Here is a 21,572-nt window from a genome sequence, read left to right on the forward strand (position 1 = left end):
TCCTTGGGATGCAGCCTTTCACTCAGACACTTTGTTTTCGACAAATGCTTGCGCCGAATAGACAAAAAGGCCGTGCGGACCGAACTGGCCGCGAACTATATCACTGCTGGTACAGCGCCCCCAAGGCCGGAACAGAGCTTGTTCAGAAACAGGACAGCTAAAAAATCCTGGCTGAGGTTCAATCTCAACCACAGGTGGATTGAATAAAGCCTGACGAACTTGTGTGAGGGAATTGATCATTACCGTTATAATCGCCGACTTTTCGTCAGGCTATACGATTTCAGACATGAGCCAATCCAGCGACCTTATTCAATCCGCACAACGCACCATCCGCCTCGAGCTTGAAGCCGTAGAAGGCTTGCTGGCCCATATCGACGCGGATTTCGTACGCGCCTGCGAGATGATTCTGGCCAGCAAGGGCCGCGTAGTGGTGGTCGGCATGGGCAAATCCGGGCATGTCGGCAACAAGATCGCCGCCACCCTGGCGAGCACCGGGACCACCGCGTTCTTCGTGCATCCGGCCGAAGCCAGCCACGGCGACATGGGCATGATCACCCGGGACGACATCATCCTGGCACTGTCCAACTCCGGCACCACCAACGAAATCGTGACCCTGCTGCCGCTGATCAAGCGCCTGGGTATCCAGCTGATCAGCGTGACCGGCAACCCGGACTCGACGCTGGCAAAAGCCGCCGAAGTGAATTTGAACGTGCACGTTGCCCACGAGGCCTGCCCGCTGAACCTGGCACCGACCTCCTCCACCACCGCCGCCCTGGTCATGGGCGATGCGCTGGCCGTGGCATTGCTGGAAGCCCGCGGGTTTACCGCCGAAGACTTCGCGTTTTCCCACCCGGGCGGCGCCCTTGGCCGTCGCCTGCTGCTGAAAGTGGAAAACGTCATGCACGCCGGCGACGAGCTGCCACAAGTGCCACGCGGCACCTTGCTGAAAGATGCCTTGATGGAAATGACCCTCAAGCGCCTGGGCATGACCGTAATCCTGGAGTCCGACGGGCGGCTGGCCGGGGTCTTCACCGACGGCGACCTGCGCCGCACCCTGGACCGCAACCTCGACATCCAGACCGCCACCATCGACGAAGTCATGACGCCTCACGGCAAGACCGCACGCCCTGACATGCTCGCGGCCGAAGCACTGAAGATCATGGAAGACCACAAGATCCTGGCGCTGGTGGTGGTCGACAGCGACGACCGTCCGGTTGGCGCCCTGAACATGCACGACTTGCTGCGTGCGGGAGTGATGTAAATGACCACCGACCTGTTGCAACGGGGCAAGCACATCAAGCTGGCGATTTTCGACGTCGACGGTGTGCTGACGGATGGCCGCCTGTACTTTCTGGAAGACGGCAGCGAATTCAAGACGTTCAACACCCTCGACGGCCAGGGCATCAAGATGCTGATGGCGGCCGGCGTGCAAACCGGCATCATCAGCGGTCGCAAGACGCCAGTTGTGGAACGCCGCGCACAAAACCTGGGGATTCCTCACCTGTATCAGGGCCGCGAGGATAAACTGGTGGTTCTGGACGAGCTTCTTGGCCAACTCAACCTAAGCTATGAGCAGGTTGCGTACCTGGGTGACGATTTACCCGACCTGCCGGTGATTCGCCGGGTCGGCCTGGGCATGGCCGTGGCCAATGCGGCGGCGTTCGTTCGCGAACACGCCCATGGTGTAACCACCGCCCGCGGCGGCGAAGGCGCCGCCCGCGAGTTCTGCGAGTTGATTCTGCGCGCCCAAGGCAGCCTTGAAGCGGCCCACGCCGCCTACCTATAGAGCGTTTTATGCTGAGTAAAAAGATTCGCAATTTCCTGATACTTGCAGTCATCGCCGCGGTTTTCCTCGCGGTCGGCTACTGGAATATCAGCCCGGAGCGCTTCCTCGACAAGCCGGTTGCACAGGTTGACGAGAGTGCTATCGACTATTACGCCATCAACGCCCACAGCATCCAGTACCTGCCCGATGGCAAGGTCCAGTATGAAATGACCTCCGACAAGGTCGAACACTTGAAGGCATCCGAGGTCACTTTGCTGACCAAGCCGGACATGAACCTGTACCGCGGCGCCGAATTTCCATGGCACGTCACCAGCGAGCGTGGCGAGGTCAACCCGGACGGCACCCAAGTGGAACTGATTGACTCGGTGCGGGTAGCCCGCACTGACGCCAAGAACCGCGACACCATTATTACCAGCAGTCGCATGACCGTATTCCCACAGAAGCAATATGCGCAGACCGAGCAAGACGTTAGAATTGACGGCGCTGGCGGTGTATCGACTGGCAAGGGAATGAAAGCGTATTTGAAAGAAAGCAGGATACACCTGCTATCGAACGTAAGAGGACAGTATGAGGCTCGTTAAAACCCTCCCTATTTTGCTCGGCCTGGGCGCAGCACTGGGAAGCGTGAGCGCCTGGGCTCTGCCGAACGATAGCCAGCAACCGATCCACATTCAGGCTGACGATGCGCAGCTGGATGACAAGCAAGGTATCGCGACCTACACGGGCAGCGTGATCATCACCCAGGGCTCGATGAAAGTGACGGGTAACACCGTGACACTGACTCGTACCCCGGCAGGCGATATCGACGTGGTCACTTCGGTGGGCAACCTGGCGTATTTCGAACAACTGCAGAAAGTGGGCGACCCTACGCCGGTCAAAGGCTATGGCAAGACGATCCAGTACCACGCCCAGCAAAACCGCATCGTGCTGATCGACCAGGCCCGGGTCATCAATGACGGCAACACCACCGACGGCGAAAAAATCGTCTACGACACGGTGAAGCAGGTTGCCCAGGCCGGCCGTGCTACCGGTTCGAAAATCAGCACGCCGAAGCCGCGTATCGACATGGTTATCCAGCCGAAGCAGAAACCGGGCGCAGCCCAGCCGGCGCCGAAACCCGACGCGAAGAAGGCGAATTAATGGCAACCCTGAAAGCCCAGCATCTGGCCAAGGCTTATAAAAGCCGTCAGGTCGTGCGTGACGTCAGCCTGTCGATCGACAGCGGCCAGATCGTCGGTTTGCTCGGTCCCAACGGTGCCGGCAAGACCACCTGCTTCTACATGATCGTCGGCCTGGTGCAGGCCGATCAAGGCCGCGTCCTGATCGACGACCTGGACGTAAGCCACCAGCCTATGCACGGCCGTGCGCAGGCGGGTATCGGCTATCTTCCCCAGGAAGCATCGATCTTCCGCAAACTGTCGGTTTCCGACAACATCATGGCCATCCTCGAGACCCGCAAGGAACTCGACCGCGCCGGGCGCAAGAAAGAGCTGGAAAGCCTGCTGCAGGAATTCCACATCAACCACATTCGCGACAACCTCGGCATGAGCCTTTCCGGCGGCGAGCGTCGTCGTGTGGAAATCGCCCGTGCGCTGGCCACGGCGCCCAAGTTCATCCTGCTGGACGAACCTTTCGCCGGTGTCGACCCGATCTCGGTCGGCGACATCAAGCAGATCATCCATCATCTCAAGGCCAAGGGCATCGGTGTGTTGATCACCGACCACAACGTCCGTGAGACACTCGATATCTGCGAAACCGCCTACATCGTCAACGATGGACAGCTGATTGCCGAAGGTGACTCTGCCACTATCCTGGCCAACGAACTGGTCAAGGAAGTGTATCTGGGTCACGAGTTCCGCCTGTAAACACGGTGGTATCAGGCCATTCGCCATGGAGCGCGGTAGTCAATAAAAACCTCAGTATTTTTATTGTTACCGCGCTCTAGGCAAAGCCCCCGATATCAGGCATATAATTTGCTTATGTTTGGCGCTCACGCGCCCTGTCGTGGATGGCGCATTGCGCCGGCGAATAAGGTGTTAAGCCCCTGCCATGAAACCATCGCTAGTCCTGAGAATGGGCCAGCAGCTGACGATGACACCGCAGCTGCAACAGGCCATCCGCCTGCTCCAATTGTCGACCCTGGACCTGCAACAGGAAATCCAGGAGGCCCTGGAGTCCAATCCGATGCTCGAACGCCAGGAAGAAGGCGACGACTTCGATAATGCAGACCCGCTGGCCGACAACATCGAGCAAAAGCCCAACCCCGACGTACAGGAACCCTCCTACCAGGAAACCGCCCCCACGGTGGATAACCTTGAGGAAGGCGAATGGAACGAACGCATTCCCAACGAACTTCCCGTGGATACCGCCTGGGAAGACGTCTACCAGACCAGCGCCAGCAGCCTGCCCAGCAACGATGACGACGAGTGGGACTTCACCACCCGCACATCAGCCGGCGAGAGCCTGCAAAGCCATTTGCTCTGGCAGCTGAACCTGGCACCGATGTCCGATACCGATCGCCTGATCGCCGTGACCCTGATCGATTGCATCAACAACCAGGGCTACCTGGACGAGACCCTTGAGGAGATCCTCGAGGCGTTCGACCCGGAACTGGACATCGAACTGGACGAAATCGAAGCCGTCCTGCACCGCATCCAGCAATTCGAGCCGGCCGGCATCGGCGCCCGCAACCTCAGCGAGTGCCTGCTGCTGCAACTGCGCCAATTGCCGGCCAAGACGCCTTGGCTGAGCGAAGCGCAGCGCCTGGTCACCGACTACATCGACCTGCTGGGCAGCCGCGACTACAGCCAGCTGATGCGCCGCATGAAGCTCAAGGAAGATGACCTGCGCCAGATCATCGAGCTGGTGCAGAGCCTCAACCCACGCCCGGGCTCGCAGATCGAGTCCAGCGAAGCCGAATATGTCGTGCCCGACGTGATTGTGCGCAAGGACAATGAGCGGTGGCTGGTGGAGCTGAACCAGGAATCGGTGCCGCGCCTGCGGGTCAATCCGCAATACGCAGGTTTTGTGCGCCGCGCCGACACCAGCGCCGATAACACCTTCATGCGTAACCAACTGCAGGAAGCCCGCTGGTTCATCAAGAGCCTGCAAAGCCGCAACGAAACCCTGATGAAAGTCGCCACCCAGATCGTCGAGCACCAGCGCGGCTTCCTGGAATACGGCGATGAAGCGATGAAGCCGCTGGTACTGCACGACATCGCCGAGGCGGTGGGCATGCACGAATCAACGATTTCCCGGGTGACCACGCAAAAATTCATGCATACCCCACGGGGTATATATGAGCTGAAATACTTTTTCTCCAGCCACGTCAGCACCTCCGAAGGCGGCGAATGCTCGTCCACGGCGATCCGCGCGATCATCAAAAAACTGGTTGCCGCGGAAAATCAGAAAAAGCCGTTGAGTGACAGCAAGATCGCTGGTTTACTGGAGGCACAAGGCATTCAGGTCGCCCGTCGAACCGTCGCCAAGTACCGCGAGTCCCTTGGGATCGCGCCTTCCAGCGAGCGTAAGCGTTTGATGTGACGGGCGGGCCATAGCGTTCCAGTGGCGGGTATTCCTACCCGCCGCTTTATGCACTGGCAACGAAGGAGAAGCTGTATGCAAGTCAACATCAGTGGACACCATGTAGAAGTCACCCCTCCATTGCGCGAATACGTCGAGCTGAAGCTGAAGAAGCTTGAGGGCCATTTCGACAAGATCACCAACGTGCAGGTCATCATGAAGGTCGACAAGCTTCAGCAGAAAATCGAAGCGACACTTCAGATACCCGGTGGCGAAGTGGTCGCCAATGCCGAACATGAAGACATGTATGCATCAATCGACTTGCTCACAGACAAGCTTGACCGCCAACTTAAAAAGCATAAGGAAAAGCAGCAGAGCCTTCTTCAAGGCACTGGCCGCTAACACTCCCCACCCATGATCCGACTTGAAACCATCCTGACCCCCGGCCGTTCCCTCGTGAACGTGCCGGGCGGCAGTAAAAAGCGCGCCCTCGAACAAATTGCCAACCTGATCGGCCGCGAAGTGCCCGAACTGGATACGCAAGCTGTGTACGAGGCCCTGATCGCCCGTGAAAAGCTCGGCTCCACCGGCTTTGGCAACGGCATCGCCATTCCTCACTGCCGCCTGCAAGGCTGTGAGTCTCCAGTCAGCGCCCTGCTGCACCTGGACGCCCCTATCGATTTCGACGCCATCGACGGCGCGCCGGTCGACCTGCTGTTCGTGCTGCTGGTCCCGCAAGCTGCCACCGATGCGCACCTGGAACTGCTTCGGCAGATCGCCAGCATGCTCGACCGCAAGGACGTACGCGACAAACTGCGTAGTGCCTCAAGCAATGAGGCGCTCTACCAGGTTGTCCTGGATGAACAAAACGGGCATTAATCATGCGTTTGATCATCGTCAGCGGCCGTTCCGGCTCAGGTAAAAGCACGGCCCTCAATGTTCTTGAGGACAACGGCTTCTATTGCATCGACAACCTGCCCGCCGGCCTGCTACCGGAACTGGCGGAACGCGCGTTGATTCATACCGAGCTGGCGCAACCGCTGGTCGCCGTGTCGATCGACGCCCGCAACCTGCCCAGCCACCTCACACGCTTTCCTGAACTGCTCGAAGAAGTGCGGGCCAAGCATATCCATTGCGATGTGCTGTACCTGGACGCCGACGAAGAGACCCTGCTCAAGCGCTTCTCCGAAACCCGTCGCCGCCACCCGTTGAGCAGCCCTCATCGCTCCCTGGCCGAAGCCATCGAGGACGAGACCAAACTGCTGGGGCCGATCATTGACCTGGCCGACCTCAAGATCAACACCACCAGCCTGAACCTGTATCAACTGCGGGATGCGATCAAGCTGCGTCTGCTGAACCAGCCGGAGCCAGGCACGGCGTTCCTTGTCGAGTCGTTCGGTTTCAAGCGCGGCATGCCGGTAGATGCCGACCTGGTGTTCGATGTGCGCTGCCTGCCCAACCCATACTGGAAGCCGGAACTGCGCGATCAGTCGGGGCTGGACCAACCTGTGGCCGAGTACCTGGCGGCGCAACCGGATGTCGAGGAAATGTACCAGGACATCTCCAGCTATCTGCTCAAATGGCTGCCGCGTTTTGCGGCCAGCAATCGGGCTTATGTCACCATCGCCATTGGCTGCACCGGCGGCCACCACCGATCCGTCTACCTGACCGAACGCCTGGGCAAGGTGCTGCAACAAACCCTCAAGAACGTCCAGGTTCGCCACCGCGACCTCAGCTGAAAGGAACACCCCCGCGATGCCCGCTCTGGAAATTGAAATCATCAACAAGCTGGGCCTGCACGCCCGGGCCTCGGCCAAGTTCGTCGGCGTCGCCGGGCAGTTCCCTTGCCAGATCCGCGCCGGGCGCACCCCGGAATCCATGGTCGACGGCAAAAGCATCATGGCCATGATGATGCTGGCTGCGGGCAAGGGCACGAAGATTCATTTGAAGACCGAAGGCGAGCAAGAGCAGGAAGCGATGGATGCCCTGGTAGCGTTGATCAATAATTTCTTTGATGAGGGCGAGTAGGTAATCGCCCTCCCCTGCGTCAGTTGGACAGCAGTTTGCCGTTGAACAGAATCTTCAACGTCTTGACCGTCAGTACGGCCAGGGCGATCGTCAGGAAAGCCAGGATCAGATAGGCAATCGCTTCCAGGATCACGCTTCCTTTGGCATCGGCATATTTCAACGCAGCGTTGCTCAATGCCGCAATCGGAAAGCTGATTGCCCACCAGGCAGGAGAAAAAGGCGCGGCCTGACGGAATACTTTGAATGCCAGCACCCCAAACAGGAACAGGCCAAAGTAGAAGAGCACGCTGGCAAAGTAGTCGACGCTGCCAAAGAAGTTGGTGTAAGCCAGAAAGCCGACTTCAAAGGGGGCGATAAGTATCATCAGCGAAGGTGTCATACCTTTGGCCATCACCGGCTCGTGAACCAGACGTGAAAAAATTCGCGTGAAGAACACCAGCGCAATCACACTCCCTACCGCCATCGCGAACAGATTGAACTCGTATGCCCACGCCATGGGCATGTGGGCACCTGTCACCGCGATGTCGAGCGCCGCCACCCCCGGGATCAGCCAGGCAGGCACCGCATATTGCGACTCCTGATTACCGGACAACAGTCGCGAGAGCACAATTGCCGCCAGGATCATGGTCAGCAGGCTACCCAACATCCAAAGCCCCTGGCTGATCAGGGTGCTAGCTGAACCTACGACTGCCGACAGCAGCAGCAACGCGATCGTCACCGTGCCAAAGAAATTTCCTGATATCGGGTGATTGAACTCGGCTTTGACCGCCGCAGGGTATTTAACCCATTTGGTGAGATACCCCGCCACCAGTGCGATAAACACCAGAATGGCAAACCCACCAATGACCGCTCCGATCATTTGCGCGTAAGCCACATATTCACTGGCGGACTGCCAGGCCAGGCTCAGGCCGGCCAACCCCATCACGGCGCCAAACAAATTGATGGGAAGATTCTTGATGGACCCCGACCGCTCGCTCGATTCGACAGCGAAAGGGGGAAGTGGCGCGTTACAGATGCTCATGCGGGTCTCCGGTTGACGATAAAGCACGTGACGGACAGTGTCGCCTACCTCCCCTCTGTCCTATAGTGTCGCTTAACGACGATTTCAGCCATTTCCACTACGGAGACCGACACCATGCGAATTGCCCTCCTGGCATTTCCCCGCGTGCAAATGCTGGATGTCGTCGGCCCTGCCGATGTGTTCGCTGAAGCGGCCAGGCAATTGGGTAATTCCCGTGCATACAGGATCTCGGTCATCGGTACCGTCGCCGGGCAGATCAAGGGAACCAATGGGCTTCGCCTGGCCACGGATGACTCCATCGAGACGTTCAAGGGGGCTATCGATACGCTGCTGATCGCTGGAAGCCCCAGCGTGAATGACGTGGCACACGACGCCCACCTGCGGGACTGGGTGCGCTACCAGGCCACGCGCGTGCGGCGGATAGGCTCGGTTTGCAGTGGCGCTTTTGTGCTGGGGGCTGCTGGCTTGCTGGTCGGGCGACGCGTCACCACGCACTGGAATTCCAGTGCATTGCTGGCCAGGCAATACCCCGATGCCGTGGTCGAACCGGACAGCATTTTTATCCGCGACGGTAACCTGTACACCTCCGCCGGTGTGACGGCCGGTATGGATCTGGCGCTCGCGTTAGTCGAGGAGGACCACGGCCGGGATTTGGCGCTCAGTGTGGCCAGGGAAATGGTGATGTACTTCAAACGGCCGGGCGGCCAGTCACAGTTCAGCGCCCAACTGGCGGCACAGACCGCAGAGCGCACGAACATTCGCCAGATACAGACCTATATCGTCGACAACCTGGCCGCAGACCTGAGCGTGGCATTGCTGGCCCAGCGCGCTGACATGAGCGAACGCAACTTTGCCCGGGTATTCAAGGCCGAGGGTGGATTCACCCCTGCCGAGTTCGTGGAGCTGGCACGTATCGACCAGGCACGGCGGCTGATCGAAGGGTCGAATGTCTCGCTCAAACGCCTGGCCGATCAGGTCGGCTATGCCAATGTTGATGGGTTCCGGCGCGCCTTCGTTCGCCGCCTGGGCGTTACCCCCAGCGACTACCGCAAGCGCTTCTTGTAGAAGCGCGACAGCCTCAGCCCAACGCCGTATCCATCACCATCATCAAGCAAAACCCGATACACAGCCCCAGGCTGGCGAGCTTGTCATGGCCATTGCGCCGCGACTCGGGAATGACTTCGTGAGTCACCACCAGCAGCATGGCCCCGGCCGCCAGCGCCAGCCCCAGCGGCAACAGCACCTGAGCCAGGCTCACCAGCCAGGCACACAGCACCGCAAACACCGGCTCCACCAACCCTGACGCTGCGCCGATCAGGAACGCCTTGACCCGCGACATCCCTGCCCCGGCCAGCACCAACGCAATCACCAGTCCCTCCGGCACATCCTGCAAGGCAATACCCATGGCGAGGCTGTCGGCATCCGGCATGCCGCCGCCTGCCGAGACACCCACGGCCATGCCTTCGGGAATGTTGTGGGCAATGATGGCGAACACAAACAGCCAGATACGCGGCGGTATCACCGGATGTTCCGGACTGCCCACCAGCATTTCCGGGGTGGCGCCGGAGACCTTGCGATCCACCAGATACAGCCCGAACGCACCCAGCATGATGCCGAAACTGATCAATCCACTGGCAGCCCATGGCGTCAGCCCCAGGCTTTGGGCAGCCGCAATACCCGGCACGATCAGCGAAAACGCCGTAGCGGCCAACATCACCCCGGCACCGAAGCCGAGCAGCGTGTCGCTCACCGCCAATGGCATCCGGCGGATCACCAGTACCGGCACGGCACCCAGGGCGGTGCCGAGCGCGCAGATGGCCCCGCCCTGCAAGGCACGCAGGATGCGCGGTTCCAGGTCAAGCCAGGCCAGCCCTTGGGCCACCAGCAATGCAGTTCCTGCCAATAGCAGCAGCGAGCCAAACGCATAACGAAACATTCGCACGCTGCTGATCGCCAGTGTTTCAGTGCCCATAGTCGGCCTTAGATCTTGTTATAGAGGAGTTTCAGCCCAGCGCAGCCTGGTAGCGGCCGGCAACTTCCGGCCAGTTGATGACGCTGTAGAACGCATTGATGTATTCCGGACGACGGTTCTGGTACAGCAGGTAATAAGCGTGTTCCCAGACGTCCAGGCCGAGGATTGGCGTATTGCCGTTCATCAACGGGCTGTCCTGGTTGCCGCTGCTTTCCACCACCAGGGTCTTTTGCGGCGTCACGCTCAACCACGCCCAGCCGCTGCCGAAACGGGTCAAGGCAGCTTTGGTGAAGGCCTCTTTGAAGGCGTCGAAACCGCCCAACTGCTCGTCGATGGCGTCACCCAGCGCGCCGTCTGGCTTGCCGCCGCCCTTGGGCGACATGACAGCCCAGAACAACGAGTGGTTGGCGTGGCCGCCGCCCTGGTTGATCACCGCCGCCCGGAGTTTTTCCGGCAGTTGCTGGACGCTGGACACCAGTTTCTCCACCGGCCAAGCGGCAAACTCGGTGCCTTCGACGGCTGCGTTGAGGTTGTTGATGTAGGTCTGGTGGTGCTTGGTGTAGTGGATCTCCATGGTTTGCGCGTCGATATGCGGTTCAAGGGCATCGTAGGCGTAAGGCAAGGCCGGCAAGGTGTAGGACATATCAATGAGCTCCATAAAAAGGGCTGTTGCGGGTCGACGCATCCGATGGCGCCACGTTGCTGCCCAGCAGGCGGTGGGTACGTGGGTACTCACCGTGATCGCTGATGAAATTCAGCAGTTCGACGTAGGTCTTGCTGCTCTGACGCAGGGCCGCTTCCCGCAATAGCGGGTTAAGACGGGTGTCTTGCATGGTCTGCAACAGGCGCTGGTGAATGGCGCAGAGGTATTCCGCGCTTTCTTCCGGCTGGTTCAAGCGCAAGTGCAGGTCGGCCAGGTTGTGATGGGAAATGACGCAAGCCGCCACCGCTTCGTCGGCATCCGCCCAGCGCTCAAACAACACTTGAGCCAGGGCCAGGGCTTGCAGGTAGGCCTCGCGGGCATCTACCAGCTCGCCCGCCATAAAGCAGCGATTGGCCCGTTCGATCGTGCGTTTCCAGTGCTCCATGGTGAGCCTCCAAAGCAGGGTCGGTGATTACACGCCGCCAGCCGTGAGCTTTTCCGGATCCAGCAGGATTTCCAGTTGGCTGCGGGGCAAGTCGGTATGTTCGAGCGCCACATCAATCACCGGACGGCCTTGTTGATAGGCCTTCTTGGCGATTTCGGCGGCCTTTTGGTAACCGATGATCGGGTTGAGTGCGGTCACCAGGATCGGATTGCGCGACAGCGCTTCCTTGAGCTTGGCTTCGTTGACCTTGAAGCTGGCTATGGCCTTGTCGGCCAGCAGTCGGCTGGAGTTGGCCAGCAACTCCAGGCTGCCGAGCAGGTTCTGGGCAATGATCGGCAGCATCACGTTGAGTTCGAAGTTGCCGGACTGGCCGGCGATGGTAATCACCGTGTCGTTGCCGATGACTTGTGCGGCAACCATGGCGGTGGCTTCCGGGATCACCGGGTTGACCTTGCCGGGCATGATCGAAGATCCCGGCTGCAGGCCTTCCAGCTCGATTTCACCTAGGCCCGCCAATGGGCCGGAGTTCATCCAGCGCAGGTCGTTGGCGATTTTCATCAGGGACACGGCGGTGGTCTTGAGCTGCCCGGAGACCGCGACGGCCGTGTCCTGGGAACCGATCAGCGCGAACAGGTTCTTGCCTGGGGTGAACTGGACGTGGGTCAGGCTGCTCAGTTGCTGGCTGAAGCGCGCTGCAAACTCCGGATGCGCATTGATCCCGGTGCCGACTGCAGTGCCACCCTGGGCCAGCGCCTGCAAACTCGGCAGCAGGTCTTGCAGATGGCCGATATTGGCCTTGAGCTGCTGCGCCCAGCCATTGAGCACCTGGCTCATGCGCACCGGCATGGCGTCCATCAGATGCGTCCGACCGGTCTTGACGAAACGGTGCACCTCCTCGGCCTTGTGCTCGATCACCTGGACCAGGTGCAGCAGCGCCGGCAGGGTCTGTTCGTGCAGCACCAGTGCCGCGCTGACGTGAATGGTGGTCGGGATGATGTCATTGCTGCTCTGGCCGCAGTTGACGTGATCGTTAGGGTTGACCGGCTCGCCCAGCAAGCGGCTGGCGAGGGTCGCAATCACTTCGTTGGCGTTCATGTTGGAGCTGGTGCCGGAACCGGTCTGGAAGATATCCACCGGGAAATGCTGCATGAAATCGCCTTCCAGCAAGCCTTGGGCGGCATCAACGATGGCCTTGCCCTGGGCTTCGCTCAGTTGTTTCAGCTCGACGTTGGCTTTAGCGGCGGCAGCCTTGGCCAGGATCAACGCACGAATGAACTGCGCCGGCATGCGCTGGTGGCTGATGGGAAAGTTGTTCACCGCACGCTGGGTTTGTGCGCCATACAGGGCCTCGGCGGGCACTTGCAGTTCGCCCATGCTGTCGCGTTCGATACGGGTGTTACTCATCGGAAGATCCTTGCACCAGGTCGGAGTGAGAAATCGATGGCAGCAATTCGCAGGTCGCCAATTGCCAGGCAAAGGTCTGCCAGCGCTTGAGGCGGCAGGCACAGTGGGAAAGTTTTTCCAGGTCGCGCAACGGGCGCCAGGCCTGGTCCAGGCACATGGACCGCCAGTGCCAGGGCAAGGCGATGTCGGAGGCGGTGTCCAGCAGCAGGCGGAATGAGGTTTCGCCGATGGTCCACGGGTGGGTCGCAGTGCAACAGGCGAGGTACCGGCCTTCGGCCAGGTAATGTTCGATCAGGCGGGGCTCGTCGGGAGCAAGGCCGCAACGAATCTGACGACTCATCCAACGCCAGCTTTCCAGGTAGGGATCCTCATGCAGGACAGAACTCATGATCCACACTCATTCGGTAATGATATTTATTATTAAATGATATTGAGAATCAAAACAAGAGCCTGAGGGAATCACCCGGAATTCCAGGCACAAAAAAAGGCGCGCCACCCAATGGGTGGCGCGCCTTCTTTATGGCGTCTGTCGGCGGATTAGCTGCCGGCGACGGTCATCTTTTCGATCAACACCGAACCGGTGCGGATGTTGCTGCGCAGTTCCAGGTCATTACCCACCGCGACAATCTGCTTGAACATGTCACGCATGTTGCCCGCGATGGTCACTTCCTGCACGGCGAACTGGATTTCGCCGTTTTCCACCCAGAAACCCGCCGCACCACGGGAGTAATCACCCGTGACCATATTCAGGCCATGGCCCATCAACTCGGTGACCAGCAAGCCACGGCCCATGCGCCGCAACAGCGCCGCCTGGTCTTCATCGCCATGGGTGATGAACAGGTTGTGTACGCCACCGGAGTTGGCGGTGCTTGGCAGGCCGAGTTTGCGACCGGCGTAGGTGCCCAGCACATAGGACACCAGCTCACCGTTCTCGACGAACGGCTTGGCATAGGTGGCCAGGCCATCACCGTCAAACGACGAACTGCCCATGGCGCGCATCAGGTGCGGGCGCTCATCGATGGTCAGCCATTCCGGGAACAGCTTCTGGCCAATCGCACCTTCCAGGAACGACGACTTGCGGTACAGGTTGCCACCGGAAATCGCCCCAAGGAAACTGCCGAACAAACCACCGGCCAGTTCCGCCGAGAACAACACCGGCACTTCACAGGTCGGCACCGGGCGCGCGCCCAGGCGGCTGGCAGCACGCTGCGCGGCACGCTGGCCGATGAGTACCGGGTCCATCAGCAATTCGCCCTGGCGGTTCACGTCGTACCAGTAATCACGCTGCATCTGGCCGTTGGCTTCGGCGATCATCACGCAACTCAGGCTGTGACGCGTCGAGGCATAACCGCCGATAAAACCGTGGCTGTTGCCGTATACGCGGCAACCCTGATGAGTACTCAAGGTGGTGCCATCGGCGTTCTTGATCCGGCTGTCGGCATCGAATGCCGCCGCTTCACAGGTCAAAGCCTGTTCAATAGCCTGTTCCGGGGTGATGTCCCAGGCATGGAACAGGTCAAAATCCTTCAAGTCCCGAGCCATCAGGGCTGCATCAGCCAGGCCGGAGCTTTCATCTTCGGAGGTGTGCTTGGCAATCGCCAGTGCTGCTGCAACGGTTTCGCGAATCGCTTCCGGGCCGCTGGCAGAAGTGCTGGCCGAGCCCTTGCGCTGGCCCACGTACAAGGTGATGCCAAACCCCTGGTCGCGGTTGAATTCGACGGTTTCCACTTCCCGCTGGCGCACCGATGTCGACAACCCCTGCTCCAGGGACACCGCCACTTCACAGGCACTGGCCCCCTGGCGCTTGGCCTCGGCAATGATCTGCTCGACTTGTTCCTGCAGTGCCGGTAACGCTTGCGGACCGACGCTTTGGGCTGCACTCATGGTTTTCTCCACTCAAATTCTGCTTTCGGTTAAGGCCTTCTAGCGACCGGGCCGGACAAGCGGCCCCCGACTGGTTATCATGGCGGCGTTTCTTTGCGGACTGCCACCATGGTTGATTCTTACGACGACTCCCTCGATGGGGAGAAAAGCAAATCTCAGGTCAAACGCGAGCTGCATGCTCTGGTTGACCTCGGCGAGCGCCTTACAACACTCAAGCCTGACTTGTGTGCAAAACTGCCATTGACCGACGCCCTGCGCCGGGCTCTGAACGATGCGCCCAAGCACACCGCGAATATCGCGCGTAAACGGCACCTCATGTTCATCGGCAAACTGATGCGCGACCAGGACACTGACGCCATTCTGACGTTGCTCGATCAACTCGATGCCTCCACTCGCCAGTACAACGAGCGCTTCCATAACCTGGAACGCTGGCGTGATCGCCTGATCGCTGGCGATGACGCGGTACTGGAGAAGTTCGTCATCGAGTACCCGGATGCCGATCGCCAACAATTGCGCTCCCTGATCCGTCAGGCCCAGCACGAACTGGCGCAAAGCAAGCCACCGGCCTCCAGCCGAAAAATCTTCAAATACATCCGTGAGCTGGACGATAGTCAACGCGGCCTGCGCTGACCCTCTTCCCCGGGTGGCGGCCTTCGCCACCCGAAGCTCCCGTTCTTACGACCCCGTGCCACCCACGGTGATCGCATCGATTTTCAAGGTTGGCTGGCCGACACCCACCGGCACCGACTGACCATCCTTGCCGCACGTCCCCACACCGCTGTCCAGCGACAGGTCGTTACCGACCATCGACACCTTGCTCATGGCTTCCGGGCCGTTGCCAATCAACGTTGCACCCTTGACCGGCGCGGTGATCTTGCCGTCTTCGATCAAATACGCCTCGCTGGTGGAGAACACGAACTTGCCGCTGGTGATATCCACCTGCCCACCACCGAGGTTGGCGCAGTAGATGCCGCGTTTCACCGAGGCGATGATTTCGGCCGGATCGCTTTCGCCGCCGAGCATGTAGGTGTTGGTCATGCGCGGCATCGGCAGGTGCGCGTAGGACTCGCGACGACCGTTACCGGTGCGGGCCACGCCCATCAGGCGCGCGTTGAGCTTGTCTTGCATGTAGCCCTTGAGCACACCGTTTTCGATCAGCGTGGTGCACTCGGTCGGGGTGCCTTCGTCATCGACGCTCAACGAACCGCGACGCCCGGCCAGGGTACCGTCATCGACGATGGTGCAGAGCCTGGACGCAACCATCTCGCCCATGCGCCCGCTGTAGGCGGAACTGCCCTTGCGGTTGAAATCACCTTCCAGGCCGTGGCCCACCGCTTCATGCAGCAGCACGCCGGACCAGCCAGAGCCCAATACCACCGGCAACGTACCCGCCGGGGCCGGAATTGCTTCCAGATTGACCAGGGCCTGGCGCAACGCTTCACGGGCATACCCCATGGCGCGGTCTTCGGTGAGGAAATAACGGTAGTCGGTACGCCCACCGCCGCCATGGCCACCGCGCTCGCGACGGCCATTCTGTTCGACGATCACGCTGACATTGAAGCGCACCAGCGGCCGCACATCCGCCGCCAGGCCGCCATCGGTGGAGGCCACGAGGATGCGTTCCCACACCCCGGCCATGCTTACGGTGACTTGCTGGATACGCGGATCCAGGGCGCGGGTCGCCGCGTCAACACGCTTGAGCAGCTCGACCTTTTCGGCGCGGCTGATCACTTCCAATGGGTTATCCGGGGCATACAGCTGGGCCACGTCCTGGGTGCTGAACGCCTGCACCGTGCCGTTTTGCCCGGCACGGGAGATCGAACGCGCTGCACGAGCCGCCAGCCCCAGGGCTTCCAGGGTGATGGCGTTGCTGTAGGCAAAGCCGGTTTTTTCACCGGACTGCGCACGCACACCCACGCCTTGGTCGAGGTTGAAGCTGCCTTCCTTGACGATCCCGTCTTCCAGGGCCCAGGACTCGGAAATCTGCCCCTGGAAATACAGGTCGGCCGCGTCGATGCCTGGCCCGGCCAGATCGCCGAGGACCGTTTGCAAGCTTTCGATGGTCACGCCACCAGGCGCCAGGAGGTGTTCACTGACTGAGGACAACAACTCGCTCATAGGTTTGGCCTTAAATTCATCGTTCTGAAGCAGGTCGCTGTGCGCCCTGCGAGAAAAAGCGCCGGTGGCCCGCCACCGGCATGCGCGTCCGTATCGACGCCTGTTCGCTGCTATCGCGTTCGGCCAACAACACCGCCTCGCCTTGATCCTGTTGTGCCAGCACCCGCCCCCATGGGTCGATGATCGCTGCATGCCCGAAGGTTTCCCTGGGCCCCGGATGCACGCCACCCTGGGCGGCCGCCAGCAGGTAGCACTGGGTCTCGATGGCACGCGCACGGATCAGCACATCCCAGTGCGCGGCGCCGGTTACCGCTGTAAAGGCCGAGGGCGCGGTGATCAACTCGGCACCCGCAGCGCGCAATTCGCTGTATAGCTCCGGGAAGCGCAAGTCGTAACACACCGTCAGCCCCAGGCGGCCGACCGGCGTATCCGCGACGACCACCTGGCTACCATGAGCATAGTCATCGGATTCACGATAACGACCCCGGGCATCGGCCACATCGACATCGAACAGGTGCAGCTTGTCGTAGCGGGCAACGATTTCGCCCTGATCATCGATCAGCAGCGAGCAGGCATTGGACTTGGCGTTCGGCTGATCCTTTGGGGGCAGCGGCAAAGTGCCGGCCACTATCCATAAGGTGAGGTCGCGGGCGGTCTGTTTCAACCATGGCAGGATCGGACCTTCGCCCAAGGCCTCGGCGCGACCGATATCGGCCACATCGCGACGGCCCATGGCGGCGAAGTTTTCCGGGAGTACCGCAAGCCTTGCACCGCCCGCCGCCGCTTGCTCCAGCAGGCGCCGAGCCTGAGCCAGGTTGGCCAGCACATCGCTTTGGCTGACCATTTGAATTACCGCAAAGGACATGGGCCCACACTCCAGAAAAGGCATGCGGCCATGCTACTCCACAGGTACTCAGTTTGGCTTTTCAAATGGCTTGTCGAAGGTGATTTTCGGGTCCTTCCACGGGCCTTCTACCTTGTACTGCACGCTGGCGAAACGCGAAACACGGTCGCCAATCAGCTTGTCGATCAGGAACAGCGCCCCGCCAATGGCCGGCGCGCCGACGATCAATGCAGCAATCGGCAGGTTGTTGGTGACCGGCAGCGTCACCAGCAACTTGGCATCGACGCGGTCTGCCACCAGGTCCAGGGTGCCGTTGATCTCCAGATTACTCGACGGGCCCGTCATGGTGATCGGCTCACGGGTTACAAACACGCCGTTACTGGCGGCCAGCAAGCCCTTGACCCGGTCATAACTCAAGCCCTTGCCAAGCAAGTCCGAGAAGTCCAGGCGCAGCCGGCGACCGATGGAGTTGAAGTTCAGCAAGCCAAACACCCGCAGGGCCTGCGCACCGCCGTCCACTTCAACAAACTGGCCTTTGCGGAAACTGGCGTCCAGGCTGCCGGAGAAACGCTTGGGACCTACCCAGGCCGGCGAACCCGGCCAGCGGCCGTCCACGTCCACGTGAAAATCTTCGCTGGTCACGCTCGGCGCAAATCCCCAGCCCTTGAGCACGTCGCCAATGTTCTTGCCATCGAGGCGGCCCTTGTACCAACTGCTGCTGGCACCGGGTGCACCTTCCCAACCGCCGGCGCCCTGGAGCACCATGCCCTTGAGCCCCAGGTTCAGGCTGTTGAACGCCATGCCCCTGGTGGTCGGGCGAACTTTCAGAGACCAGGCACCTACCAGGTCCGGGCCCTGGAACAACTGGGCAATCGAGATATCCAGCGCGGGAATATCCTTGGGATCAACATCAGCCAATGGGTCCGGCGCATTTTCATCCGCCTGCACGGTCGGATCCACCGCAGGCAGCTTCACGTACTGCAGGTTGACTGCAATCGGCGCGCCCTTGGCGTCCGGCAACCCCACGGTACCCTTGGCCTGCTGGCTGTCGAACTGCAAGCCCCAGGCAGCGGGTTTGCGGTCCAGCTGCAAGCTGACCTGGTCGAACTGGGTGCCGAAACCGGTCAGCTTGCCGACCTTGAAATCGGCCCCGCTCAACAACTGCTTGGCACTGCCACCCGGGTCGTTGCCGGCGTAGCGGTCCACGAGCTTTTTCCAGGGGTCGATATCCAGCTCCGACAACACGCCGCGGATTCGCAAGCCCTTGCCGGCCGGCAACACCGCATCGCCATCTCCCAGGAACAGCTCGCCACGACCTTCGGCGAAATTGTCCGCCGGGGCGGCGAAGGTGAAGCTGCCCAACTCGCCATAATCGAACCAGTAACGGCGCTCCTTACCCTGCAAGGTCATGCGGAACACACTGTCGCGGCCCTGGCTCGCCGGCATACCGAACGGCGCCGGCAGGTCCACGGCCACGCCCTTGAGGTTGGAGCTGACCATCAACTGGCTGTCGGCGCCATCGAGGTTGAGCTGCAATTGGTAGGGGATATCGCCGGACACCGGCAACGGCTGGCTGACCTTCAGCCAGTCAGTCAGCCGCTTGACGGTCACCTGCCCTTTCGCGGTGACGCGGGTGTTGAGGTCGCCTGGCTTGCCATCGGCGAAAATCTGCGCGGTGATCGGTCGGTCGAAGGCCTGGGCGCTGATGTTCTGGCCACTCAGGCCCTTGGCGCTGTCGAAGCGGAAATCACCCTTGAGCTGGCTCAGGTCCAGCGTAGGCTCGGCCAGTTGCAGGCGCGACTTGTCGGTCTTGAAATCCACCACGATCTTGGGATCGGCGCCCTTGGCCAGGGGAATATCCAGGTCCAGCTTGCCTTGCAGGTCGCCCTCGCCTTTCCAGCCGGCGAAGGTCGAGGCGGTGCCGATCGGCGCTTCCTGAAGGATTTTCAGGCCATCGCCCAGGCCACCGGCAAAGTTGCCGGTGAGCAGCAGGTGGCTGTCCTTGCCTTCGGGGGCGTGGGGAATGTTGACGTAGATATCATTGACCTTGGTGTCGAGCAACTGGCCCTTGCTGGCCAGGATGCGCACGCCGCTTTCCTCGACAAACACTTCACCCTTGACCTTGCTCACGTGCGGCCAGCCCGGCTGGAATGCCAGCTCGGCATCATGCACCTTGAAGAACAGGCTGATATTGCGCGAGGCAGGCAGTGCGTCGTGGTTCAGCGAGCCTTGGTACTGGAAGAAGCCCTCGTCCACTGCCCCCTTGAGAATCGCAGTGCGCAGCCACTCATCGAGTGCCGGGCTCAACACCGCCGGCAGGTATTTGGGGGTGAAGCGGCCATCGCCGTCGACCATACCGACCCGCAGGTCCATGTAGTCTTCCTGGCTATGGTCGAAATGCAGGCGAATCAGGAAGTCGGCGGCGACCTTGCCCTCCTCGCCCAGCACCTTGATATACGGCGCGATCAGGGTGAAGCCTTGCTTGTCGAGCTTCCACGTCAGGCGGGCGTTGGCCTGGATGTACTGCCAGGGCTTGGCGAAGATCGGAAACAGGTGCAAGGAGAAATCCTTGCTGTCCATGCGCAGCTCACCCTTGCCCAGGTCACCGCTGATGCTGCCGCTGACATTGCGGGCTGCCGGTGCGCCGAAGTAAGCGTCGAAACCAATACGGTCGAGGTTGGCCGCGAAGCTCACGCGCTGGTCGGTGGTGTCTTGAGGCCGATAATCCAGCAACACGTTCCGCAGCGTGCCGGTGGCCTTCAGATGATCCAGGGTGGTGGCCACGGCTTCCGGCAAGGGTGCCAAGGCGTGCAGCAATGGCGTGATCGGCGTCAGGTCGAGGCGATCGGCCTGCAGGTTCCAGACTTCCTGGGCCTTGTCGGTGGCCAGGGTTTGCTGCAGTTGCAGGCGCGATTCCCAGCGGGTGTCGCCGAGGTTCATTGCGAGCGAGTCAAACAGCACCTTGAGGCCGCTGTCACTGCGTTGCAGGTACGCAGTGAGGGCCAGGTTCTCGATGTGCGTCGGCTTGCGATCGGCATAGCTGCCCTTGAGCTGCGGGGCGTTGAGGCGCACGGCGGCGCTTTGCACGGTGCCCTTGGCCCAGGTCAGCCAGAATTCGCCGCCAGCCTTGAGTTCGGAAAGTTTCCATTGCTGGGTCAGTTTTGCCGGGATCCATTTTGCCCAGTCACTCTGGGGCAAGCTCAGGTAAGCCTCGGCTTCGCCGTCTTTCCACTGGCTGGCGCGGATTCGGGTGCGCAGGTTCAACGCCAGGGGCTGGCCGTCGGGCAGGGTCAGGCGCGCGTCCAGGCGCTGGCGGTTGGCGCCGGTCTGCAGGCTCACGCCGACATAGGTCAAGGTCAGCGGAGCCTGGTCGAACGGCTGCAGCGTCACCTGGCTGTCGAGCAATGAAACCTGCCCGACCATTTGCAGGCGCGTCAGCAGTTGTTCGGGATCCAGCGGCTGGTCATCCTGCACCGGCAGGCCTTGCAGCGCCCAGTGGCCGTCCTGGTCTTCCTTCACGCTGACTTGCAGGCCGCTGACTTCCAGGTGGGCAATGCGCACTTCACGCGCCAGCAGGCTGGCCCAGATATCCGGCACCACTTGCACCTGGTCCAGGCGCAGGGCGCTGCTGCCCTCGCCGACCATCACGTCGTGAGCCAACAATACCGGCGCGAAGCCACTCCAGCGCCCTTCCAGGCTGCCGATGTTCACGGGCATATCCAGCGCAGTACGCGCCTTGGCCTCGATTTCGCCACGGTACTCCGCCACCAACGGCGTCAATTCACGGCCCAGGCTCACGTACACCGCCGCCAATACCAGCAGCAAGGCGCACAGGCCGAGGCCCCAGCGGGTCAATGCGGCAAAAAAGCGTATCAGACGCTCCATGTCAGGCGACCCTCAAAGGC

22 protein-coding genes are annotated in these 21,572 nt (G+C 60.8%); 12 read left to right on the forward strand and 10 right to left on the reverse strand.

Going from position 1 to position 21,572, the window contains the following annotated elements; genetic code table 11:
- Window positions 1–286 precede the first annotated feature (286 nt).
- From QF039_RS23690 to QF039_RS23735, 10 genes are all read left to right on the forward strand, one after another.
- Window positions 287–1,261 (forward strand): KpsF/GutQ family sugar-phosphate isomerase, encoded by a 975-nt coding sequence (locus QF039_RS23690; protein ID WP_003216126.1) that lies wholly within the window; start codon window positions 287–289, stop codon window positions 1,259–1,261.
- Window positions 1,262–1,786 carry an HAD family hydrolase gene (locus tag QF039_RS23695; RefSeq protein ID WP_087692862.1) on the forward strand — a complete coding sequence of 175 codons (525 nt, stop codon included), beginning with the start codon at window positions 1,262–1,264 and terminating at the stop codon, window positions 1,784–1,786.
- Window positions 1,787–1,794: 8 nt separating this feature from the next.
- Window positions 1,795–2,367, forward strand: coding sequence for an LPS export ABC transporter periplasmic protein LptC (gene lptC / locus QF039_RS23700; protein ID WP_003216122.1), 573 nt, complete (start codon window positions 1,795–1,797; stop codon window positions 2,365–2,367).
- Window positions 2,354–2,926 (forward strand): lipopolysaccharide transport periplasmic protein LptA, encoded by a 573-nt coding sequence (lptA, locus tag QF039_RS23705; RefSeq protein ID WP_307521013.1) that lies wholly within the window; start codon window positions 2,354–2,356, stop codon window positions 2,924–2,926. The genes lptC and lptA overlap by 14 nt, the downstream gene beginning before the upstream one ends.
- A complete protein-coding gene (gene lptB / locus QF039_RS23710) occupies window positions 2,926–3,651 on the forward strand; it encodes an LPS export ABC transporter ATP-binding protein (protein ID WP_003216119.1) in 726 nt (241 codons plus the stop codon). The genes lptA and lptB overlap by 1 nt, the downstream gene beginning before the upstream one ends.
- A gap of 184 nt (window positions 3,652–3,835) precedes the next feature.
- Complete coding sequence (locus QF039_RS23715; protein WP_003216117.1) at window positions 3,836–5,329, forward strand: RNA polymerase factor sigma-54; 1,494 nt, start codon at window positions 3,836–3,838, stop codon at window positions 5,327–5,329.
- 75 nt (window positions 5,330–5,404) lie between these two features.
- Complete coding sequence (gene hpf / locus QF039_RS23720; RefSeq protein WP_003216115.1) at window positions 5,405–5,710, forward strand: ribosome hibernation-promoting factor, HPF/YfiA family; 306 nt, start codon at window positions 5,405–5,407, stop codon at window positions 5,708–5,710.
- Window positions 5,711–5,722: 12 nt separating this feature from the next.
- Window positions 5,723–6,187, forward strand: a complete 465-nt coding sequence (gene ptsN / locus QF039_RS23725; RefSeq protein ID WP_003216114.1) for a PTS IIA-like nitrogen regulatory protein PtsN — start codon at window positions 5,723–5,725, stop codon at window positions 6,185–6,187.
- A 2-nt stretch (window positions 6,188–6,189) separates the two neighbouring features.
- Window positions 6,190–7,047 carry an RNase adapter RapZ gene (rapZ, locus tag QF039_RS23730; RefSeq protein ID WP_003216111.1) on the forward strand — a complete coding sequence of 286 codons (858 nt, stop codon included), beginning with the start codon at window positions 6,190–6,192 and terminating at the stop codon, window positions 7,045–7,047.
- A gap of 16 nt (window positions 7,048–7,063) precedes the next feature.
- Window positions 7,064–7,336 (forward strand): HPr family phosphocarrier protein, encoded by a 273-nt coding sequence (locus QF039_RS23735; protein WP_003216108.1) that lies wholly within the window; start codon window positions 7,064–7,066, stop codon window positions 7,334–7,336.
- A 19-nt stretch (window positions 7,337–7,355) separates the two neighbouring features.
- On the opposite strand, the gene QF039_RS23740 is transcribed toward QF039_RS23735, so the two are convergent.
- On the reverse strand, window positions 7,356–8,357 hold the full coding sequence (locus tag QF039_RS23740; protein ID WP_008434304.1) for an SLAC1 anion channel family protein: 1,002 nt from the start codon (window positions 8,355–8,357) through the stop codon (window positions 7,356–7,358).
- A gap of 114 nt (window positions 8,358–8,471) precedes the next feature.
- Between QF039_RS23740 and QF039_RS23745 the strand changes: the two genes are divergently transcribed.
- On the forward strand, window positions 8,472–9,422 hold the full coding sequence (locus tag QF039_RS23745; protein ID WP_087692865.1) for a GlxA family transcriptional regulator: 951 nt from the start codon (window positions 8,472–8,474) through the stop codon (window positions 9,420–9,422).
- A gap of 13 nt (window positions 9,423–9,435) precedes the next feature.
- On the opposite strand, the gene QF039_RS23750 is transcribed toward QF039_RS23745, so the two are convergent.
- From QF039_RS23750 to pmbA, 6 genes are all read right to left on the reverse strand, one after another.
- On the reverse strand, window positions 9,436–10,329 hold the full coding sequence (locus tag QF039_RS23750; protein ID WP_003216102.1) for a ZIP family metal transporter: 894 nt from the start codon (window positions 10,327–10,329) through the stop codon (window positions 9,436–9,438).
- A gap of 31 nt (window positions 10,330–10,360) precedes the next feature.
- Entirely contained in the window at window positions 10,361–10,972 is a 612-nt protein-coding gene (locus tag QF039_RS23755; protein ID WP_008434313.1) for a superoxide dismutase, read from the reverse strand.
- A gap of 1 nt (window position 10,973) precedes the next feature.
- Window positions 10,974–11,417: a hypothetical protein gene (locus tag QF039_RS23760; RefSeq protein WP_003216099.1), complete on the reverse strand. Its 444-nt coding sequence runs from the start codon at window positions 11,415–11,417 to the stop codon at window positions 10,974–10,976.
- Between the two features lie 27 nt (window positions 11,418–11,444).
- On the reverse strand, window positions 11,445–12,821 hold the full coding sequence (locus QF039_RS23765; RefSeq protein ID WP_008434316.1) for an aspartate ammonia-lyase: 1,377 nt from the start codon (window positions 12,819–12,821) through the stop codon (window positions 11,445–11,447).
- Window positions 12,814–13,209 carry a hypothetical protein gene (locus QF039_RS23770; RefSeq protein WP_008434319.1) on the reverse strand — a complete coding sequence of 132 codons (396 nt, stop codon included), beginning with the start codon at window positions 13,207–13,209 and terminating at the stop codon, window positions 12,814–12,816. The genes QF039_RS23765 and QF039_RS23770 overlap by 8 nt, the downstream gene beginning before the upstream one ends.
- Window positions 13,210–13,358: 149 nt before the next feature.
- Window positions 13,359–14,705, reverse strand: a complete 1,347-nt coding sequence (gene pmbA / locus QF039_RS23775; RefSeq protein ID WP_003216094.1) for a metalloprotease PmbA — start codon at window positions 14,703–14,705, stop codon at window positions 13,359–13,361.
- A gap of 108 nt (window positions 14,706–14,813) precedes the next feature.
- Here pmbA and yjgA point away from each other — a divergent pair, with 108 nt between their 5' ends.
- Window positions 14,814–15,335, forward strand: a complete 522-nt coding sequence (yjgA, locus tag QF039_RS23780) for a ribosome biogenesis factor YjgA (protein WP_003216092.1) — start codon at window positions 14,814–14,816, stop codon at window positions 15,333–15,335.
- Between the two features lie 45 nt (window positions 15,336–15,380).
- On the opposite strand, the gene tldD is transcribed toward yjgA, so the two are convergent.
- From tldD to QF039_RS23795, 3 genes are read right to left on the reverse strand one after another with little or no spacing between them, the layout of a single operon-like run.
- The gene (gene tldD / locus QF039_RS23785; protein WP_003216090.1) at window positions 15,381–16,823 is read right to left on the reverse strand and encodes a metalloprotease TldD; all 1,443 of its coding nucleotides are present in this window, start codon (window positions 16,821–16,823) and stop codon (window positions 15,381–15,383) included.
- A 16-nt stretch (window positions 16,824–16,839) separates the two neighbouring features.
- Window positions 16,840–17,688 carry a carbon-nitrogen hydrolase family protein gene (locus QF039_RS23790; protein ID WP_008437218.1) on the reverse strand — a complete coding sequence of 283 codons (849 nt, stop codon included), beginning with the start codon at window positions 17,686–17,688 and terminating at the stop codon, window positions 16,840–16,842.
- A gap of 48 nt (window positions 17,689–17,736) precedes the next feature.
- On the reverse strand, window positions 17,737–21,552 hold the full coding sequence (locus QF039_RS23795) for a YhdP family protein (RefSeq protein ID WP_307521025.1): 3,816 nt from the start codon (window positions 21,550–21,552) through the stop codon (window positions 17,737–17,739).
- Between the last annotated feature and the right edge of the window lie 20 nt (window positions 21,553–21,572).

Source organism: Pseudomonas sp. W2I6 (assembly GCF_030815935.1).
GTDB lineage: Bacteria > Pseudomonadota > Gammaproteobacteria > Pseudomonadales > Pseudomonadaceae > Aquipseudomonas.

What these genes read in the sequence shown, in the direction of transcription:
- QF039_RS23690 (WP_003216126.1), top strand. Translation starts at nt 287, where the DNA reads ATGAGCCAATCCAGCGACCTTATTCAATCCGCACAACGCACCATCCGC.
- QF039_RS23695 (WP_087692862.1), top strand. Translation starts at nt 1,262, where the DNA reads ATGACCACCGACCTGTTGCAACGGGGCAAGCACATCAAGCTGGCGATT.
- lptC (WP_003216122.1), top strand. Translation starts at nt 1,795, where the DNA reads ATGCTGAGTAAAAAGATTCGCAATTTCCTGATACTTGCAGTCATCGCC.
- lptA (WP_307521013.1), top strand. Translation starts at nt 2,354, where the DNA reads ATGAGGCTCGTTAAAACCCTCCCTATTTTGCTCGGCCTGGGCGCAGCA.
- lptB (WP_003216119.1), top strand. Translation starts at nt 2,926, where the DNA reads ATGGCAACCCTGAAAGCCCAGCATCTGGCCAAGGCTTATAAAAGCCGT.
- QF039_RS23715 (WP_003216117.1), top strand. Translation starts at nt 3,836, where the DNA reads ATGAAACCATCGCTAGTCCTGAGAATGGGCCAGCAGCTGACGATGACA.
- hpf (WP_003216115.1), top strand. Translation starts at nt 5,405, where the DNA reads ATGCAAGTCAACATCAGTGGACACCATGTAGAAGTCACCCCTCCATTG.
- ptsN (WP_003216114.1), top strand. Translation starts at nt 5,723, where the DNA reads ATGATCCGACTTGAAACCATCCTGACCCCCGGCCGTTCCCTCGTGAAC.
- rapZ (WP_003216111.1), top strand. Translation starts at nt 6,190, where the DNA reads ATGCGTTTGATCATCGTCAGCGGCCGTTCCGGCTCAGGTAAAAGCACG.
- QF039_RS23735 (WP_003216108.1), top strand. Translation starts at nt 7,064, where the DNA reads ATGCCCGCTCTGGAAATTGAAATCATCAACAAGCTGGGCCTGCACGCC.
- QF039_RS23740 (WP_008434304.1), bottom strand. Translation starts at nt 8,357, where the DNA reads ATGAGCATCTGTAACGCGCCACTTCCCCCTTTCGCTGTCGAATCGAGC.
- QF039_RS23745 (WP_087692865.1), top strand. Translation starts at nt 8,472, where the DNA reads ATGCGAATTGCCCTCCTGGCATTTCCCCGCGTGCAAATGCTGGATGTC.
- QF039_RS23750 (WP_003216102.1), bottom strand. Translation starts at nt 10,329, where the DNA reads ATGGGCACTGAAACACTGGCGATCAGCAGCGTGCGAATGTTTCGTTAT.
- QF039_RS23755 (WP_008434313.1), bottom strand. Translation starts at nt 10,972, where the DNA reads ATGTCCTACACCTTGCCGGCCTTGCCTTACGCCTACGATGCCCTTGAA.
- QF039_RS23760 (WP_003216099.1), bottom strand. Translation starts at nt 11,417, where the DNA reads ATGGAGCACTGGAAACGCACGATCGAACGGGCCAATCGCTGCTTTATG.
- QF039_RS23765 (WP_008434316.1), bottom strand. Translation starts at nt 12,821, where the DNA reads ATGAGTAACACCCGTATCGAACGCGACAGCATGGGCGAACTGCAAGTG.
- QF039_RS23770 (WP_008434319.1), bottom strand. Translation starts at nt 13,209, where the DNA reads ATGAGTTCTGTCCTGCATGAGGATCCCTACCTGGAAAGCTGGCGTTGG.
- pmbA (WP_003216094.1), bottom strand. Translation starts at nt 14,705, where the DNA reads ATGAGTGCAGCCCAAAGCGTCGGTCCGCAAGCGTTACCGGCACTGCAG.
- yjgA (WP_003216092.1), top strand. Translation starts at nt 14,814, where the DNA reads ATGGTTGATTCTTACGACGACTCCCTCGATGGGGAGAAAAGCAAATCT.
- tldD (WP_003216090.1), bottom strand. Translation starts at nt 16,823, where the DNA reads ATGAGCGAGTTGTTGTCCTCAGTCAGTGAACACCTCCTGGCGCCTGGT.
- QF039_RS23790 (WP_008437218.1), bottom strand. Translation starts at nt 17,688, where the DNA reads ATGTCCTTTGCGGTAATTCAAATGGTCAGCCAAAGCGATGTGCTGGCC.
- QF039_RS23795 (WP_307521025.1), bottom strand. Translation starts at nt 21,552, where the DNA reads ATGGAGCGTCTGATACGCTTTTTTGCCGCATTGACCCGCTGGGGCCTC.